This is a genomic window from Halomonas nitroreducens, from assembly GCF_003966155.1.
In the GTDB taxonomy this organism is placed as follows: Bacteria; Pseudomonadota; Gammaproteobacteria; order Pseudomonadales; family Halomonadaceae; genus Halomonas; species Halomonas nitroreducens.
Map to the genome: position 1 here is coordinate 46,072 of NZ_RXNS01000014.1, position 15,814 is coordinate 61,885.

A 15,814-nucleotide genomic window follows, 5' to 3' on the forward strand; every position below is an offset into this window, starting at 1 on the left:
CGTATCCGGGATGCCGGATCGGCCAGACCTGCTGGGTCTGGAGCCGGCAGGCGCCGTCCCGGCCAGCGCTCCCGGCTTCGAGTGCACAGCCGTCGAGGCGCGCAGGCGGGACGTGCCTTGCTACACTTTGGCTGACGTGCCCGCCGCTCGGGCACGCCCGCGATGGGCCCCGGGGCCCGTCATGGAGCCCAAGTAAGGTACAGGAGGTATCGTCATGCGCCGTTCACTTTCCGGAATTGCCGCCGTGCTGCTCGGCAGTGCCCTGCTGGCCTCGCCGGCCCTGGCCGACGAGATGCAGCGCCAGGCGCCGCCGGAGGATGCCGAGGTCTACATCATCGCACCACAGGACGGGGCCACCGTCTCGGGGCCGCTGACCGTGCGCATGGGGCTCAAGGGCATGGGGGTGGCCCCGGCCGGCATGGAGGCCCCCAAGACCGGACACCATCACCTGCTGATCGACACGCCGCTGGCGGAGGTCGATCTCTCGGCTCCGCTGCCCTCCACCGACCAGACCCGCCACTTCGGCGGCGGCCAGACCCAGGCCACCCTGGAGCTGCCCCCTGGCGAGCACACCCTGCAGCTGCTGTTCATGGACCATCGCCACCTGAGCTTCGATCCACCGGTGGCCTCCGAGCCGATCACCATCACCGTGGAGTGATCTCCCGGCGCGGCCGCCGGCCGCGCCGAACCTTTTCGCATCCTGTGGTCCAAGCGCCTACCCGCCCCTTGCGACAGGATGTTACCCGATGAAAAGGATGTTTCTCTTTGCCTATTTCCTGCTGACCGCCGTCTTCCTGGTGGGTTGTGCGGCGCTCGAGCGCTCCGGCAAGCCGGAGGAGGCGCTGGGTGAGCTGCCGGCCAGCTTCCGCGGTCAACTGCCCTGTGCCGACTGCACGGGCATCCGCTATCACCTCTCGCTGTTCCCCGACGGGGTCTACACGCTGGCCACGGCCTACCTGGGGCCGGACGAACGCCGCCGCTTCCACGAGCGCGGCGAGTGGTCGCTGGATGGCGACCGCCAGACCCTCACCCTGGTGGGCGGCGATCAGGGGCCGCGGTTCTGGCGGCTGCGTGATGCCGACACCCTCGAACTGCTCGACCTGGAAGGGCGCGAGATCGATTCCGCGCTGGACTACCGACTACGGCGCACCGAGGCCTTCGTGACCGAGACCCTGGAGGACACCTACTGGAAGCTGGTCCAGCTCGGCGATACCCCGGTCGCCCTGCCGGCCGACGGCCGCGAGCCGCACCTGGTCCTGCATGGCGAGGATAACCGGGTCGCCGGCTCCACCGGCTGCAACCGCCTGGCGGGCGCCTACCTGCTGAGGGGCGATGCGCTGCGCTTCGGCACGCTGGCCGCCACCCGCATGGCCTGCGGGGACGCCGCCCCCCTCGAGTCGCGCTTCCTGGCCGCCCTGGAGGCCACGGCCGGCTATCGCGTGCTGGCCGATCATCTCGAGCTCTATGATGCGCGGGGCCAACTGCTGGCCCGCTTCGTGGTGCGCCATCTGACCTGAGGCATCGGCATCGGCATCGGCATCGGCCGCCGCCGGAGCGGCTATTCCGGCGGCGGCCGCGCGGTCGAGGCTCCGGCAGTGGCCGGGCCCGGTGCATGCGGGGGGGCCTCGAGCCAGCGCTGTACCTCGTTGCGCAGTCGCCTGGCGGTGCCCTCGCCGAGGGTGGGAGCGGCACCGGCCGGCGCCATCTCGATGCCGACGACCCGGATGCCCGCTCGGCAGAGGCCCAGTGCCTCGACCAGTGCCAGAGTGCCGGCCAGGCCGATGCCGTGCGACGACAATGTCCCGACGCCATCGGGGAGCTCTCCGGGCGAGAAGGCCATGACCGTGCCGGGTGGCCCCTTGCCGCGCATGGCATCCAGCAGCAGCAGACGGTCGCCAGCCGCCAGCGGGTGGAGGAAGAGATCGCTGGGCTGGCCGAGGCACGCGACCGAAAGGTCGCCCCGACCGGCCAGTTCGGCGCCCAGCCGCTCGGCGGCGAGCCAGCCGAGTCGGTCGCGACCATGGGGCGAGCCGAGCCCGAACAGGTAGGCGTGGCCCCCGGCGCCGGACGATCGCGGCTCATTCACGGTCGGCATGGAAGTCGAGGAAGTGGGTGGCGCAGGAGATGCAGGGGTCGTAGTTGCGTATCACCATCTCGCCGTGGAGTCGCAGGGCATCGTCGTCGCGGTCGAGGCCGAAGCGGGTCAGCGCCGCGCCGAGGTCTTCCTCCATGCGCGCCTGGTTCTGGCTGGTCGGCGGCACGATGCGGGCGCTCTCGACCAGGCCCTGCGCGTCGAGCGTGTAGCGGTGCCAGAGAATGCCCCGCGGCGCCTCGGTGCAGCCGACTCCGGTGCCGGCGCGGGGCGTGGCCTGGACATGGGGCTCTGCGGCGGGGTCATAGGCTTCGGTGAGCTGCAGCGCCTCGTCCAGGGCGAGATGCATCTCCACCGCCCGGGCGATGATGCTGTGGAACATGTTGCGGCTGGGGAAGCGGATGCCGCTCGTCGCGAGCCGGTCACGCAGCTCGGCCGGCAGCCGGTCGAGGTTGTTGTTGAGCCGGGCCAGCGGCCCCACCAGGTAGGGACGTCCGTCGAGGTGGGCGTGCAGGGCCGTGGAGTGGGGCACCTGGAATTCCCGGACGTGCTGCTCGAAATCGTCGACAGAGATATCCAGTCCATGGTCCGAGACGATCCGTCCCGCGGTGATGGGATAGTCCCTTGGGTGACGCAGCGAGACCGAGACGAAGTCCTGGTCGTCCTCGGGAAGCGGCAGGCCGGCCACCCAGTCGATCAGCGCCAGGGACTCGTCGCGGCTCGCCTCGAGCCGGGCCCGCAGGGCGGCCATGGACGAGGCATCGGGCGCGCGGAAGAAGCCCCCGGTGCACACGCCGACCGGGTGCACCGAGCGGCCGCCGAAGGTCTGCATGATGGCATTGCCCAGCCCCTGCAGCCGCAGGCCACGGCGCACCTCGTCGGGGTAGCGCCTGGCCATGGCCGGGGCGCTGTCGAAGCCCAGGAAATCCGGGGCGGCCAGCAGATGGATGTGCAGGCTATGGCTCTGCAGCCACTCGCCGCAGTACATCACCCGCCGCATGCGCGTCACCCAGGGTGAGGGGGTGATCCCGAGGATCGCTTCGAGCGCCGCCACGGCACTCATCTGATAGGCCACGGGGCAGATGCCGCAGATGCGCGCCACGCCGTCGATCACGTCCTGGACGGCGCGGCCCTCGAGCAGCTTCTCGAACAGGCGCGGTGGCTCGAAGATGCGCAGCTTGAGTGTCTCGATGCGCCCCTCGCGCACCCGGATGTCGAGCGCGCCCTCGCCCTCGACCCGGGCCAGGACCGGCACATGGATCTCCCCGGTGCGCGTGTTGTCGTTCATGAGGTCTCCTCGCCGCCGCTGCGCTGGATCACCCGGGCCTGCCACTCCCGGCCGGCGTCAAGAAAAGGCGGGGCCTGGTTGTTGATGAACAGCAGGCGGCGGGCGATCTCGTCGGCCGGCATGCCGGTGTCCACCAGGTAGCTGCTCAGGGCCGCGACATTGGCCTGAACGGCGGGACCGTAGCAGGCGTAGCAGCCGCGCTGCAGCTGTGGGCAGATCGCCCCGCAGCCGGTACTGGTGACCGGCCCCAGGCAGGGCGTGCCACGAGCGACCATCACGCAGACCGTCTGCCGGCGCTTGCATTCGGTGCACACCGCGGCGTGATCCACGTGCGGGAGGTGGCCGGCCAGCAGCGCCTGGGTCACTCCCAGCACCTGCTCGCCGTTGACCGGGCAGCCCCACAGCTCCAGGTCGACGCGGATGGTCTTGGCGATGGGCGTGGAGTCGGCCATCAGGTCGATGTCCTCGGGCCGGGCGTAGATGCCCTCGATCCAGGCCTCGCTGTCCGCGAGGTTGCGCAGGGCCTGGAGCCCGCCGGCCGTGGCGCAGGCGCCGATGGTGACCACGTGGCGGCTGCGCTCGCGGATGCCGCGTAGCCGGGCGGCGTCCGCGGACGTGGCGACGCTGCCCTCGATGAAGGCGATGTCGACGTCGGCGGACTCGTCCACGGGGCCGGCTTCGGCAAAGTGCAGGATGTCGACGCTCTCGGCCAGGGCCAGCAGCGGTTCCCCCAGGTTGAGGAAGGCGAGCTGGCAGCCGTCGCAGGAGCTGAACTTGTGCACGGCGATGCGCGGGCGTCGGTGCGGCGTGATCATCGGCAGCCTCCCGGTCAGATGCCCTGGTGGGCCAGGTAGGGGGCCAGTTCCGCCCAGGAGAAGACCGGCCCGTCACGACAGACGAACTTGGCTCCCAGCTGACAGCGGCCACAAGCGCCCAGGGCGCAGTGCATGTTGCGCTCCATGCTCAGCCAGATCCGCCGGGCCGGCACGCGGCGCCGGTCCATCTCGCGGATCACGGCCTTCATCATGCCCTCCGGCCCGCACAGGAACACCGAGCAGCGCGTGGGATCGATGTCGATGCGGTCGAAGAACTGGGTCACCGGGCCGAGGTGCCAGGGCCAGAGGGTGTCACCTGTGTCGGCGGTCAGGTAGACCTCGACGTCGGGGTGCTGTCGCCAGGCATCGTAACGTTCCCGCCAGATCAGGTCGTGGGCATGCTTGACGCCCTGCACGATGTGGAGGCGTCCGTAGCGGGAGCGCCGGCGCAGGGCGAACTCGATCAACGAGACGGCGGGCGCGCAGCCCAGCCCGCCGGTGACGATCACCAGGTCGGTCCCCTCGGCCGACGCGGCTGGCCAGCCGCGGCCATAGGGGCCGCGCAGGCCCAGCCGGTCGCCGATCTCGAGGCGTCCCAGGTTGCGGGTGAGCGAGCCGACCTGGCGGATGGTGTGGTCGATGGTCTGCCGGTCTTCGGGATCGGAGACGATGGAGATCGGTACCTCGCCCATGCCGGGCAGGCAGAGCATGTTGAACTGGCCCAGCGAGAAGCGGTAGCCGGCCTGCACCTCGGGATCAGTGAAGCGCAGCCGCAGGCTGAACATCTCGGGGGTCTCGTCCTTGCGGTCGACGACCACGGCCTCGTGGGGCAGCAGGGCGCTAGTCATCGCCGGCCTCCTGGCGTCCGGGGATGTCGCCTGTCGCGCTGTCGCCTGCCCGGGACGGCGCGCGTTCGGGTGTCTGACCCGGCGCGGGGGCGGGCGCCTGACATAGCGCGGCAAGCTCCTCGGTGACGTCGATGCCGACCGGGCACCAGGCAATGCAGCGGCCACAGCCCACGCAGCCACTGCGACCGAACTGCTCCACCCAGGTGCCGAACTTGTGGGTCAGCCACTGGCGATAGCGCTGAGGCCGCTCCGCGCGGATGATGGTGCCGTGGATGTAGCTGTGGTCGGGGCTGAAGCAGGTCTCCCACTGCCGGGCGTGGCCGGCCTCGCGGCCGTCCAGCGATAGCGTGTCGACGTGGGTCTGGCAGAAGCAGGTGGGGCAGACCGCGGTGCAGTTGCCGCAGGTCAGGCAGCGGTCGTTCAGGTTCTGCCAGTGCGGGTGCACCACCGCCGCCTGCAGCTGATCCGGCAGGGAACCGGCGGGCAGGCGGCGATGCTGCTGGCCGGCGGCGCGCTCGAGGGCGGCTTCGACCTCGTCGAGTGCCTCGGCGGTGACCTCGGTGGTGTCCAGGGTGGCGAGAAGCTCCCGGCCGCGGTCGGTATGTGCCTCTACCACGAAGCCGTCGTCGAGCTCCCCCAGCGCCAGGTCGTGGCCATGGCGAACCCTCGGCCCGTCCCCGGTGGCGGTGCAGAAGCAGGTGGCCGCCGAGCGCGAGCAGTTCACGGCGACCAGGAACAGGTTCTCGCGCCGGGCGCGATAATGAGGGTCGGGCTCGGCACCGTGCAGGAAGTGGCGGTCGTGGATCGCCAGTGCCGCCAGGTCGCAGGCCCGCACGCCGATCACCGCGGTGGGGCGAGCCTCGGGAGGCTGCTCGCGAAACACCAGGGTGCCGTCATCCCGGGTCTTGCTGGTCCACAGGGTCTCCCGCGGCACGAAGGTCAGCGGCTTGAGGGCCTGGGGGCCGTTGGCCCAGTCGAAGTAGCGGCCCGAGTGCGAGGCGGCGAGACGGTAATGGCCGGGGCCTTGCTCGTCGGTGACCCCGCGGGGCAGCGCCTCGACCGAGGGCAAGGTATCGAAGACGATGGCGTGGTCGCGGACCTGGGGGCCGATGACGTCATAGCCCGCCTCCTCGAGCCGCTCGAGCAGCGACGGGAAGCGGTCCCGGGCGAGAAAGCGCTGTACCTTCATGGGGCATCCTCCGGTCTCGTCGAGCGGTCCGACCTAGCAGATCCGCGGCAGGGGATCGTCCTCCAGCTCGAGCAGGGTCCGTTCCCCGCCCCAGTCGTTGACCAGCAGCAGACGGTCGTGGTCCGCCTCGAGGGTGCCGATCCGCGCCGCCGAGCGCCCCTGGGGCAGGGCCCGCCAGCGACCGAGGGCCTCCTCGGCCCGCTCGGCGGCGACGATCGCCACCACCCGGCCCTCGCAGGCGAGGTAGAGGGGGTCATAACCGAGCATCTCGCACACGCTGCACACGCCCCCCCGGATCGGTATCCGCTCCTGCCTGAGGGTAATGCCCAGACCGGTGGCCTGCCGCACCTCGTGCATCACGGTGGCCAGTCCGCCCCGGGTGGGGTCGCGCATGAAGCGCAGTCCCGGCAGGGCCAGCAGCGCCTGGGTCAGGGGCAGCACGCTGGCGCTGTCCGAACGCAGCTCCCCGCGCAGGCCGAACGCCTCGCGGGCCAGCATCACCGCGACGCCGTGGTCGCCCACCGGCCCGCTGACCAGCACGGCATCGCCGGGACGGATGGCCTCGGCGCCGAGGGACAGGCGGCGTGACCGCACCCCGATCCCCGAGACACCCAGATAGAGCCCGCCGCACAGTCCCCGGGGCAGAACCTTGGTGTCGCCGGCCACCACCTGCACGCCGCATGCCTGGGCGGCCGCGGCCAGGCTGGCGACGATCTGCTCGAGCGTCGCCAGGGGCAGGCCTTCCTCGAGGAAGGCGTTGATGGTCAGGTAGCGGGGTGTCGCCCCGGCGACGGCCAGGTCGTTGACCGTACCGTGTACCGCCAGGCTGCCGATGTCACCGCCGGCGAAGAACAGGGGCTGCACGGTGACCCCGTCGCTGCTCACGGCCAGCGCCTCGTCGTCGGCGAGATGGTCGGGAAGCCGGGCGGCGTCGGCGAGCGGTGCCAGGCAGGGATTGCCCAGGTGGCGCACGAAGATCGAGGTGATCAACTCGCGCATGCGGCGACCGCCGTTACCGTGGGCGAGGGTGATGCTGTCGGTTTCGGGCGTTATCACTCACTCCTCCTCATGGGGTGACCGGACGCCGGTGGGGCCTGGCGGGCATGCCGATAGCCATACTCGATGACCTGCCCGACGCTGATCCCGGCGTCGTTGCAGGGCAGGCGTTCGTGGAGCAGCACCTCGAAGCCGTCCGCCGCCAGGCCAGCGGCGGCCCTCTCGGTCAGGCGCCTGTTCTGGAACACCCCGCCGCTCAGGCCGACCGTGGCGATCCCGGTGGCCTCGCGGGCCGCCCGGGCCTGGTGTCGGAGGCTCTCCGCCAGGGTGGCATGCAGGTCTGCGGCGCGCTGGGCCGGTGGCCGACGGGCGTCGGCAAGGCGGCGAACCAACGGGCGCCAGTCGCAGCGCAGCACCCCGGCGTCGTCCCTGACCTGGGGCAGGGCCAGCGCCCGTCCTTCGCCCTCGGCCAGGGCCTCGACACGCATGGCTGCCTGGGCCTCGAAGCTGGTGTGGTAGAGGTCCAGCAACAGGGCGCCGGCGGCATCGAACAGCCGGCCCACCGCGCTGCAGGGCGGGCTGTTGAGCCGCCGCCGCCAGGCCTGGTGGAGCAGCGCGAGCTCGTCATCGGCGACGTCCTCGGGCCGCCAGTCGAGGCCTGCCTGCCAGCCGAGCAGGGTCGCGAGGCGCCAGGGCGAACGAATGGCCGCCTCGCCGCCGGTCAGGGGGAAGGGCAGGAAGGAGCCATGGTGTCGCCACTGACCGGGTCGGCCCAGCAGGGCCTCGCCGCCCCACAGTGTGCCGTCCGCGCCCAGGCCGGTCCCGTCCCAGGTGAAGACCAGCAGTGTCTCGTCGAGGCGGCCATGTTCGCCGCACAGGGCGGCGGCATGGGCATGGTGGTGGGCCACGCCGTGGCAGGCCAGGCCGCTGTCGCGAGCCCAGCGGGTGCTGTGGTAGTCGGGGTGCCGGTCGTGGAGGACGACCTCGGGGCGCACGGTGTAGGCGGCGGTCATGGCCGCGGCCATGACCGCGAAGGCCCGCTGGGCGCGCAGGCCGTCCAGGTCGCCCAGGTGGGGCGACAACGCCAGGCGAGCCTCCCAGGCCAGGCTGAGGGCGGCCTTCTGCTGGGCGCCCGCGGCGAGGACCGGCGCGGGCAGCGGCGCGGGCAGCGCGAGCTCGAGGGGCGTCGCGCCGCGGCCGAGTCGCAGCGGACGCGCCCGGCCGGCGATCACCCGCCGGACGCTGTCATCGACGGCATGCAGGATGTCGCGATCATGATGCAGGAAGGCATCGGCGATCGCGCCGAGGCGCGCCTCGGCGGTGGCGGCGTCGGTGACGATCGGCTCGCCGCCGAGGTTGGCAGAGGTGGCGACCAGGGGGCGCTCCAGCGTCTGCAGCAGCAGGTGGTGGAGCGGCGCATAGGGCAGCAGGGCGCCGACCTCCCCGAGGCCCGGGGCGATGCCCGCGGCGAGGCCATGGCCCTCGCGCAGCGGCAGCAGCACGATGGGGCGCTCGTCGCTTGCCAGGGCCCGGGCGGCGGCCGCCTCGACGGCGGCGTGGTGGCGCACCGCGTCCAGGCCGTCGGCCCCGGCCCAGGGGAACATCACCGCCAAGGGCTTGTCCGGGCGATGCTTGCGCGCGCGCAGGCGCGCCACCACCTCGTGATGGCCGGCATCGGCCATCAGGTGATAGCCGCCCACGCCCTTCACCGCGACGATCCGGCCATCGGCCAGGGCGGCAATGGCCCCCGCCAGGGCCTCGCCATTGCCCGGCGTCTTCCGGTCGCCGTCCACCAGTCGCAGCCGCGGTCCGCAGTCGGGGCAGCCGATGGACTGGGCATGGAAGCGGCGATCGTCGGGATCCTCATACTCCCGCCGGCAAGCCGCACACAGGGGGAAGTCCGCCAGGCTGGTGCGGGCACGGTCGTAGGGCAGCGCCTCGATCACGCTGTAGCGCGGACCGCACTGGTCGCAGTGGGTGAAGGGGTAGCGGTGGCGGCGATCGGCGGGGTCGGCCATCTCCGCGAGGCAGGCCTCGCAGACCGGCAGGTCCAGCGGCAGGGGGCCGGGGGCATCGCCGTCGCTCGGCAGGATGGCGAAGGGACGCGACAGGTCGGCGGCGATGGCCCGGGTCGCGGTGATGCGTGGGGCGGCGCGGGGCGGGGCCTCGTCGAGCAGGGCGCGGGCGAAGCGCGCGAGGCGCTCCGGCGGTCCCTGGGCCTCGACTACCACCCGGCCGCCGTGGTTGCGGACCCGTCCCCCCAGGTTCAGGCGGTGGGCCAGGCGGTGGACGAAGGGACGGAAGCCGACGCCCTGGACGCCCCCCTCGAGCACCCAGCGGCGCGCCGCGTCGGGGCCGTCCACGGGGTGGGGCGCTACGGCGGGCGATGGGGCCGGCGTCTCGGGCGCGGTGACGCCGCTGCTCCACCAGATACTGCAGGCGCCCTCCTCGGAGACCATGCAGGGCCCCACCGGATTCTCCGGGCGGCAGGCGCTGCCGTAGAGGCGGCATTGCGGCGGCCGGATGCGGCCCAGCACGACTCCCGCGCAGTCGCACCCGGGGGGCATCTCGCCGCGCCGTCGATAGGCGGCCTCGAGCACCTCCGGATAGCGGCGCCGGGCGTCGCGCTCGGCCAGGGCGTCGCGGCAGGCGTAGCCCGAGCCGGGCAGGGTGCCGATGCCGCGCCACGGCGCCGCGCCGACCGCGAAGCGCTCGGCCAGCAGCGCCCGGGCCCGGGGATTGCCGTCGGCGCTGACACACTGCGGGTAGGCATTGTCGAGTCCGGCTCTCCCCTCGGCCGCCTGGACCATCACTGCATGCAGGCCGGCCAGGATCAGCGCGGGGGTGAAACCGGCCACGGCAGTGGGCAGGCCGTGGGCCTCGGGGACGAAGCGCCACTGGTCGGCGCCCATCAGGGTGGCGACGTGGCCGGGGGCGATCAGGGCGTCGAAACCGGGGCGCTCGCCGTCGAGCAGGTGGGCCACCGCCGGCCAGGTCTGGCGGGCGCTGAGCAGCAGCAGCAGGTTGTCGGGCAGGTCCGTGCGGGAGAAGAGGGCAGCGACCGGGGCCGTGGTGGTCTCGAAGCCGGCGACGAAGAACACCACCTGCGCCTCGGGATGCCGGTGGGCCAGCGCGAGCACCTCGGTCGGCGAGGCCACCGGGTGGACCCGACCGCCATGGGCGCGGGCCTGCTGCAGCGAGCGGGGCTCGCGGCGGGGCGCATTGCAGGGTACTCGCACCATGTCGCCGAAGGTGGCAACGATGACCCCGTCGGTCAGGCTGAGGGCGATGGCGGTGTGGATATCCTCCTCGGGGCAGACGCAGACCGGGCAGCCCGGCCCGGGGATCAGTTCCAGGTAGTCGGGCAGCACCTTGCGCAGGCCGGCATGGGTGATGGTGCGCTCATGGCCGCCGCAGACATTCATCACCCGCAGCCGTCCCGAGGCGGGGCGCGGCAGGGCGCGAATGCGCGAGAGCCAGTCGCCGGGAGACGCCGTGGCCATGGTTCAGGCGAGGCCCCGGGGCCGGGACAGGAGATGGCCGTCCCCGGTGGATGGGACGGGGTGGAAGCGTGGTCGGCGTCGCTCCTCCAGGCGGGCCTCGAGCCAGTGCAGCCAGCCATCGAGCCGGCCCGCGCGGGCGCTGACCTCGAGCACCGGGGCGGGGCAGGCGAGGCGGCGGACATGCGCCGCCACGGCGTCGACGGCGAAATCATCGAGGACCTCCAGCAGGTCGCTCTTGGTGACCAGCACCAGGTCGCTGGCGCGGAACATGACCGGGTACTTCAGCGGCTTGTCGTCGCCTTCCGGCGTCGAGAGCAAGGTGACGTTGGCATGCTGGCCCAGGTCGAAGCTCGCCGGGCAGACCAGGTTGCCGACGTTCTCGATGAACAGCAAGTCCAGTGCCTCGAGGGGCAGCGCGGGCAGGGCCTCGTGGACCATCGCCGCATCGAGGTGGCAGGCGCTACCGGTGGTGATCTGCACGGCCGGAATCCCCTTGGCGCGGATGCGGCGGGCGTCGTTCTCGGTCTCCAGATCGCCCTCGATCACCGCCAGGCGATGCCGCCCCCCGAGCGCCTCGATGGTGGCCTCGAGCAGGCGGGTCTTGCCGGCGCCGGGCGAGGACATCAGGTTGACCACCAGCACGCCGGCGGCGTCGAAGTGCGTGCGGTTGTGGTGCGCGAGGCGATCGTTGTGGGTCTTCAGGCCCTCCAGCACTTCGATGCTCCGGGCATCGCGCTCGGGGGCATGGCGGTGGTCGGGCAGGGCACAGCCGCAGGTATCACACATGGGGGGCCTCCTGGACATCCGGGGCGGGCGTGTCGGTCGCCAGCCCGACGCTCTCCAGCAGCAGCTCGTCACCGGCGACCAGGCGAGTGCACCACTCGCCGCAGTGCGGACAGCCGAGGTCATTGGCGTGCGCCGTGCTCTCCCGGCCGCAGGCGGGGCAGTGCACGCGTATGGAACAGGGGATCATCTCGAGGCGAGCGCCCTCGGCGGCAGTATGGCGGCCGGCGAGTGGGAAGGCGGTCTGCATCAGTGCGGGCTCGACGCCGGAGAGGGGGCCGACGCGCAGGCGGATCCGGCGGATCCGCGTGGCCCCGTGCCGCTCGGCGACCCGGCAGGCCTGGTCGACCAGCGACCGACAGAGGCCCAGCTCATGCATGGTCCGCCCCTCCGCCGGTGGCGGCGGCGTCCGCCTCGTCAAGCAGTCGCCAGGTGGCCAGGGCCTCCTCGGGCGCAAGGCGCTGGAGGGCGTAGCCGACGTGCACGATGACGAAGTCGCCCACCTTGAGGGCCTGGTCCTGGACCAGCATCAGGTCGATGTCGCGCTCGATCCCCCGGGATGCCGCCCGAGCGGTGGCACCCTCGATCCGGGTGATGCGCATGGGTATGGCCAGGCACATGGTTGCCCCTCGCTGTCTTCCTGTCGCCGGTCGCGAGGCGTCGATGCGCCCCAGGCGGGGATGGCGGCCTACTGAGTAGCACTATAGAAGAGGGGGCAACATACGGAAACGCGACGGGTTCCACGGAGCGGGCGCGTCACGGCAAGCGGCAGGCTCGCCCTTCGCGAAAGGGCGAGTGCGGGGATCACTGCTCGGCGTTGTGGTAGACGTTCTGGACGTCGTCCAGGTCGTTCAGGGTGTCGAGCAGCTTGTCGAGCATTGCCACGTCGTCGCCTGCCACCGCGGTGGTGGTCTGGGGAACGAACTGGATCTCGTCGACCTCGAAGTCGAGCTCGCCGAAGGCATCGATCAGCGCCTGCTTGGCCTTGGCGTATTCGGTATGCGGCGCGAAGATGGTGATGCGCCCCGCCTCGTTCTCGATGTCGGTAACGTCGACGTCGGCTTCCATGAGTGCCTCGAGGGTGGCGTCCTCGTCATGGCCCTCGAAGGCCAGGATGGCGCAGTGGTCGAACATGTGGCTGACGCTGCCCGGGGTGCCGAGCTTGCTCTTGGCCTTGTTGAAGCAGGCGCGCACGTCGCCGAAGGTGCGGTTGGGGTTGTCGGTCAGGCACTCGACGATAACCATGCAGTTGCCCGGGCCAAAGCCCTCGTAGCGGGCCGCGGAGTAGTCCTCGCCGCCCACGCCGCTGGCCTTGTCCAGGGCCTTGTCGATCACGTGGGACGGCACCTGGTCCTTCTTGGCGCGCTCGATCAGCCCGCGCAGGGCCAGATTGCCATTGGGGTCGACGCCGCCCTGCTTGGCGCAGACGTAGATCTCGCGGCCGTACTTGCTGTAGACCTTGGTCTTGGCGGCGGCCGTCTTGGCCATGGATTCCTTGCGGTTCTGGAAGGCCCTGCCCATTGCATTTGTCCTGTTGCGTCTGGTCTCGTGCCAGGATTCTACGAAACCGGGCGGTGCGGTAACAGCCTTATTTACCCGGTCGCCTGGCCCGTCCCCGCTACACTGGCGGGAGGTCCTCTTCGCCTGGAGTCGCCTCATGGATCACCACCGCTATCGTCACGTGCTCGCCGATGCCCTCGGGGGCAGCGAGCTGCCCTTTCCCGAGGCCGAGCTCGAGGCCCGTTGCACGCGTCTGCGTTCCGCCATGCGCGAGGCCGGCCTCGAGGCCCTGCTGCTCACCGACCCGGCCGATATCCACTATCTCACCGGCTACCATACCTTCGAGGTGTCGGTGCATGCCTGCCTGGTGGTCTCGGTCGAGCGTCTGGTGCTGCAGGTGGCATCCATCGAGACCGGGCCGGCGGTGGTGACCGCCCGGGTCGACGAGATCCTCGGCTACCGCTGGGAGGGGGTGGAGGAGGTCGTCGAGCCGCTGGCCGAGGTGCTGGCGCCGTTCCATACCATCGGCATCGACGCCATGGGCGCCGGGTTGCGCCACGGGGTGATCCAGCCCCTCCAGGTGCGGCTGGGTACCGAGCGCTTCCGCCACGAGGGGGGCGAGCTGCTCGACCGGCTGCGGATCGTCAAGAGCGAGCTCGAGCTCGACTGCCTGCGGGAGAGCGCGCGCATCACCTCGACGGGGCTGCACGCGGCCATGGCGACCATTGCTCCGGGGGTGACCGACAACGAGGTGGCCGCGGAGGGCGCCCGGGCGATGCTGGCGGCGGGCAGCGAGTTCATGAGCCTGCAGCCCATCGTCACCACCGGAGCGCGTATCGGCACCATTCACGTCAACCACAAGCGACGGGTGATCGCCCGGGACGAGCCGGTGTTCCTGGAATTCGGCTCGGCCTTCCAGCGCTACACGGCACCAATGATGCGCACCGCCGTGGCGGGGCGGGCCAGTCCCGGCATGCACGAGCTCCGCGATGTCTGCCGGGCGATGTTCGAAGCGCTGCTCGTGGCGATGCGGCCGGGACGGAGCTTCGACGATGCGGCGCGGGCTGCCGAGGCGGTTCTGGCGCCCCATGCCGACCGGGTGTTCTTCTCGGGCGTGTTCGGTTACGCCGTGGGCGCCCAGTTCCCGCCCAGCTGGGTCGAGGGCACCGGCTACATCGCCCGCGGCCAGGCCCGTGAGTTCGAGGCCGACATGGTCTTCCACCTGCCGCTCTGCCTGCGCCTGCCGGGGCAGTGGGGTATCGGCCTGAGCGACACCGTGCGGGTCACGCCCGCGGGGGGCGAGCCGCTCACCGACAACGACTGGCAGTTGCAGCAGGGGTGAGGTTGCGGCCTCAGGGCGGCGTCTCGGCCAGTCGTGCCTCGAGGTAGGCCACCAGGCCGTCCAGGGTGGTGAGCTCATGATAGTCGCCCTCCGGCACGCTGACGCCGAGGCGGGTCTCCAGGGCGACCAGCACGTTGAGAAAGTCGAAGGAGTCGACCTCGAGCTGCTCCCGCCAGGGGCGATCATGGCGCAGGCGGTCGATCTCCGCCTCGGGAGCCACGCTCAGGATGCAGTCGATGGCGGTGTCACGGATGGTCTCGCGGCTCAGTTCTGCCATAGGCGTTCGGGCTCCTGCAGGAAGTCGGTCAGACGGGCCAGGAAGCGGGCACCGATGGCGCCGTCGGTGACCCGGTGGTCGGCAGCGAGCGAAGCATGCACGCAACGGGCGGCCACCACCTGGCCGTCGCGGACCCAGGGGCGCTCGCTGACGCGTCCGAAGCCCACCAGGGCCACCTGGGGCGGGGTGATCACCCCCTGGACGCTGTCCACGCCGAGATCGCCCAGGTTGGTCACCGTGAGACCGGTGTCGCTCATCTCGGAGCTGCGCAGCTGGCCGGCCCGGGCGCGGGTCAGGAGGTCGCCCAGGGCGGCCATCATGGCGTCGGGGGCCAGGACATCGGCGTCACGCAGCGCCGGGGCCACCAGGCCGCCACCGCGCAGTGCGATGGCCACGCCCAGGTGGATGCCCTGCGCCGGGCGGAAGGCGCCATCCAGGTACCAGCCGTTGAGGTCCGGCACCTCGTGCAGTGCCATGGCCACGGCGCGCAGCTGGAGCACCGGGAAGATCAGCCGCTCCGCTACCGGCCGCCGGGCGTTGTGGGTTGCCAGCCAGGCGAGTGCCGGCTCCACGCAGAGCCAGTGGCCCAGGTAATAGTGGGGGATCTCCCGGTTGGCGCGGGACATGGCGGCGGCGATGGCCTGGCGCATGGCATCGCGGTCGTCGCCGGCCGCCGCAGGACCGCTCGTCGCGGCCGCCTGCTCGATGTCCTCCAGGGTGATGGTGCCCCCGGGGCCACTGCCGGACACGCTCGCCGGGTCGACGCCCAGGGCGGCGGCCCGACGTCGGGCGGCGGGCGAGACGCGCCGCCGCAGGGGGGCCGCCGGCGCGCCGACCGGGGGCAGGTCGGCAGGCCGGCGAGACCTGGCCGTCGGGGGGGCGGCAGGCGATGGCCGGGGGGGCGTCTCGCCCACGGTGTCGTCCTCGCCACGGAGCACCGCCAGGACCTCGCCCACCGGCACCCGGTCACCGGGCTCGGCCACCAGCCGCTCCACGGTGCCGCTCTGCCAGATCTCCACCTCGATGGCGCCCTTCTGGGTCTCGACCACGCAGACGACCTGGCCGCGCTCGACCCGCTCCCCCGGCTGGATGTGCCATTCCGCCAGGGTGCCGCTCTCCATGTCGGCGCCCAGCGCAGGCATGCGGAAGTCACTCATCTGATCTCTCCTCCCGGGCCGGGG

General features: G+C 71.8%; 16 protein-coding genes. 3 read left to right on the top strand and 13 right to left on the bottom strand.

The genetic code is table 11. The annotated features are described in order from the left end of the window. Positions 1-214: 214 nt before the first annotated feature. Together EKG36_RS14625 and EKG36_RS14630 are read left to right on the top strand one after the other, a co-directional pair. Positions 215-658 carry a DUF4399 domain-containing protein gene (locus EKG36_RS14625; RefSeq protein WP_126485368.1) on the top strand — a complete coding sequence of 148 codons (444 nt, stop codon included), beginning with the start codon at positions 215-217 and terminating at the stop codon, positions 656-658. A gap of 88 nt (positions 659-746) precedes the next feature. After that, positions 747-1,517, top strand: a complete 771-nt coding sequence (locus tag EKG36_RS14630) for an META domain-containing protein (RefSeq protein ID WP_126485370.1) — start codon at positions 747-749, stop codon at positions 1,515-1,517. 41 nt (positions 1,518-1,558) lie between these two features. On the opposite strand, the gene EKG36_RS14635 is transcribed toward EKG36_RS14630, so the two are convergent. The 11 genes from EKG36_RS14635 to EKG36_RS14685 form a co-directional block, all read right to left on the bottom strand. Continuing rightward, positions 1,559-2,095 (bottom strand): hydrogenase maturation protease, encoded by a 537-nt coding sequence (locus EKG36_RS14635; protein WP_126485372.1) that lies wholly within the window; start codon positions 2,093-2,095, stop codon positions 1,559-1,561. Next, positions 2,079-3,380 carry a Ni/Fe hydrogenase subunit alpha gene (locus EKG36_RS14640; RefSeq protein ID WP_126485374.1) on the bottom strand — a complete coding sequence of 434 codons (1,302 nt, stop codon included), beginning with the start codon at positions 3,378-3,380 and terminating at the stop codon, positions 2,079-2,081. Before EKG36_RS14640 ends, EKG36_RS14635 begins: the two co-directional genes overlap by 17 nt. Beyond that, the gene (locus EKG36_RS14645; RefSeq protein ID WP_126485376.1) at positions 3,377-4,195 is read right to left on the bottom strand and encodes an NADH-quinone oxidoreductase subunit B family protein; all 819 of its coding nucleotides are present in this window, start codon (positions 4,193-4,195) and stop codon (positions 3,377-3,379) included. The genes EKG36_RS14640 and EKG36_RS14645 overlap by 4 nt, the downstream gene beginning before the upstream one ends. A gap of 14 nt (positions 4,196-4,209) precedes the next feature. Further along, entirely contained in the window at positions 4,210-5,043 is an 834-nt protein-coding gene (locus EKG36_RS14650; RefSeq protein WP_126485378.1) for an FAD/NAD(P)-binding protein, read from the bottom strand. Continuing rightward, the gene (locus EKG36_RS14655; protein WP_126485380.1) at positions 5,036-6,232 is read right to left on the bottom strand and encodes a 4Fe-4S dicluster domain-containing protein; all 1,197 of its coding nucleotides are present in this window, start codon (positions 6,230-6,232) and stop codon (positions 5,036-5,038) included. The genes EKG36_RS14650 and EKG36_RS14655 overlap by 8 nt, the downstream gene beginning before the upstream one ends. Before the next feature lie 33 nt (positions 6,233-6,265). Beyond that, positions 6,266-7,288 carry a hydrogenase expression/formation protein HypE gene (gene hypE, locus EKG36_RS14660; RefSeq protein WP_221766088.1) on the bottom strand — a complete coding sequence of 341 codons (1,023 nt, stop codon included), beginning with the start codon at positions 7,286-7,288 and terminating at the stop codon, positions 6,266-6,268. Next, a complete protein-coding gene (gene hypF, locus EKG36_RS14665; protein ID WP_221766089.1) occupies positions 7,285-10,731 on the bottom strand; it encodes a carbamoyltransferase HypF in 3,447 nt (1,148 codons plus the stop codon). Before hypF ends, hypE begins: the two co-directional genes overlap by 4 nt. Positions 10,732-10,734: 3 nt before the next feature. Next, entirely contained in the window at positions 10,735-11,517 is a 783-nt protein-coding gene (gene hypB / locus EKG36_RS14670) for a hydrogenase nickel incorporation protein HypB (RefSeq protein WP_126485382.1), read from the bottom strand. Next, the gene (locus EKG36_RS14675; RefSeq protein ID WP_126485384.1) at positions 11,510-11,893 is read right to left on the bottom strand and encodes a hydrogenase maturation nickel metallochaperone HypA/HybF; all 384 of its coding nucleotides are present in this window, start codon (positions 11,891-11,893) and stop codon (positions 11,510-11,512) included. The genes hypB and EKG36_RS14675 overlap by 8 nt, the downstream gene beginning before the upstream one ends. Further along, positions 11,886-12,134, bottom strand: a complete 249-nt coding sequence (locus EKG36_RS14680; RefSeq protein WP_126485386.1) for a HypC/HybG/HupF family hydrogenase formation chaperone — start codon at positions 12,132-12,134, stop codon at positions 11,886-11,888. Before EKG36_RS14680 ends, EKG36_RS14675 begins: the two co-directional genes overlap by 8 nt. Positions 12,135-12,318: 184 nt before the next feature. Next, entirely contained in the window at positions 12,319-13,035 is a 717-nt protein-coding gene (locus EKG36_RS14685) for a YebC/PmpR family DNA-binding transcriptional regulator (protein ID WP_126485388.1), read from the bottom strand. Between the two features lie 136 nt (positions 13,036-13,171). On the opposite strand from EKG36_RS14685, the gene EKG36_RS14690 reads away from it, so the two are divergent. Further along, on the top strand, positions 13,172-14,356 hold the full coding sequence (locus tag EKG36_RS14690; protein ID WP_126485390.1) for a M24 family metallopeptidase: 1,185 nt from the start codon (positions 13,172-13,174) through the stop codon (positions 14,354-14,356). A 10-nt stretch (positions 14,357-14,366) separates the two neighbouring features. Here EKG36_RS14690 and EKG36_RS14695 read toward each other — a convergent pair whose 3' ends face one another. Continuing rightward, positions 14,367-14,633 carry an acyl carrier protein gene (locus EKG36_RS14695; protein WP_126485392.1) on the bottom strand — a complete coding sequence of 89 codons (267 nt, stop codon included), beginning with the start codon at positions 14,631-14,633 and terminating at the stop codon, positions 14,367-14,369. After that, complete coding sequence (locus EKG36_RS14700; RefSeq protein WP_126485394.1) at positions 14,621-15,790, bottom strand: dihydrolipoamide acetyltransferase family protein; 1,170 nt, start codon at positions 15,788-15,790, stop codon at positions 14,621-14,623. The genes EKG36_RS14695 and EKG36_RS14700 overlap by 13 nt, the downstream gene beginning before the upstream one ends. Positions 15,791-15,814: the final 24 nt, after the last annotated feature.

Bases quoted from the DNA above. Each gene is read 5' to 3' on its own strand.
- hypB (WP_126485382.1), bottom strand. From the start codon at position 11,517: ATGTGTGATACCTGCGGCTGTGCCCTGCCCGACCACCGCCATGCCCCC.
- hypF (WP_221766089.1), bottom strand. From the start codon at position 10,731: ATGGCCACGGCGTCTCCCGGCGACTGGCTCTCGCGCATTCGCGCCCTG.
- EKG36_RS14700 (WP_126485394.1), bottom strand. From the start codon at position 15,790: ATGAGTGACTTCCGCATGCCTGCGCTGGGCGCCGACATGGAGAGCGGC.
- EKG36_RS14630 (WP_126485370.1), top strand. From the start codon at position 747: ATGAAAAGGATGTTTCTCTTTGCCTATTTCCTGCTGACCGCCGTCTTC.
- EKG36_RS14625 (WP_126485368.1), top strand. From the start codon at position 215: ATGCGCCGTTCACTTTCCGGAATTGCCGCCGTGCTGCTCGGCAGTGCC.
- EKG36_RS14640 (WP_126485374.1), bottom strand. From the start codon at position 3,380: ATGAACGACAACACGCGCACCGGGGAGATCCATGTGCCGGTCCTGGCC.
- EKG36_RS14655 (WP_126485380.1), bottom strand. From the start codon at position 6,232: ATGAAGGTACAGCGCTTTCTCGCCCGGGACCGCTTCCCGTCGCTGCTC.
- EKG36_RS14685 (WP_126485388.1), bottom strand. From the start codon at position 13,035: ATGGGCAGGGCCTTCCAGAACCGCAAGGAATCCATGGCCAAGACGGCC.
- EKG36_RS14690 (WP_126485390.1), top strand. From the start codon at position 13,172: ATGGATCACCACCGCTATCGTCACGTGCTCGCCGATGCCCTCGGGGGC.
- EKG36_RS14695 (WP_126485392.1), bottom strand. From the start codon at position 14,633: ATGGCAGAACTGAGCCGCGAGACCATCCGTGACACCGCCATCGACTGC.
- EKG36_RS14635 (WP_126485372.1), bottom strand. From the start codon at position 2,095: ATGCCGACCGTGAATGAGCCGCGATCGTCCGGCGCCGGGGGCCACGCC.
- EKG36_RS14680 (WP_126485386.1), bottom strand. From the start codon at position 12,134: ATGTGCCTGGCCATACCCATGCGCATCACCCGGATCGAGGGTGCCACC.
- EKG36_RS14645 (WP_126485376.1), bottom strand. From the start codon at position 4,195: ATGATCACGCCGCACCGACGCCCGCGCATCGCCGTGCACAAGTTCAGC.
- EKG36_RS14650 (WP_126485378.1), bottom strand. From the start codon at position 5,043: ATGACTAGCGCCCTGCTGCCCCACGAGGCCGTGGTCGTCGACCGCAAG.
- EKG36_RS14675 (WP_126485384.1), bottom strand. From the start codon at position 11,893: ATGCATGAGCTGGGCCTCTGTCGGTCGCTGGTCGACCAGGCCTGCCGG.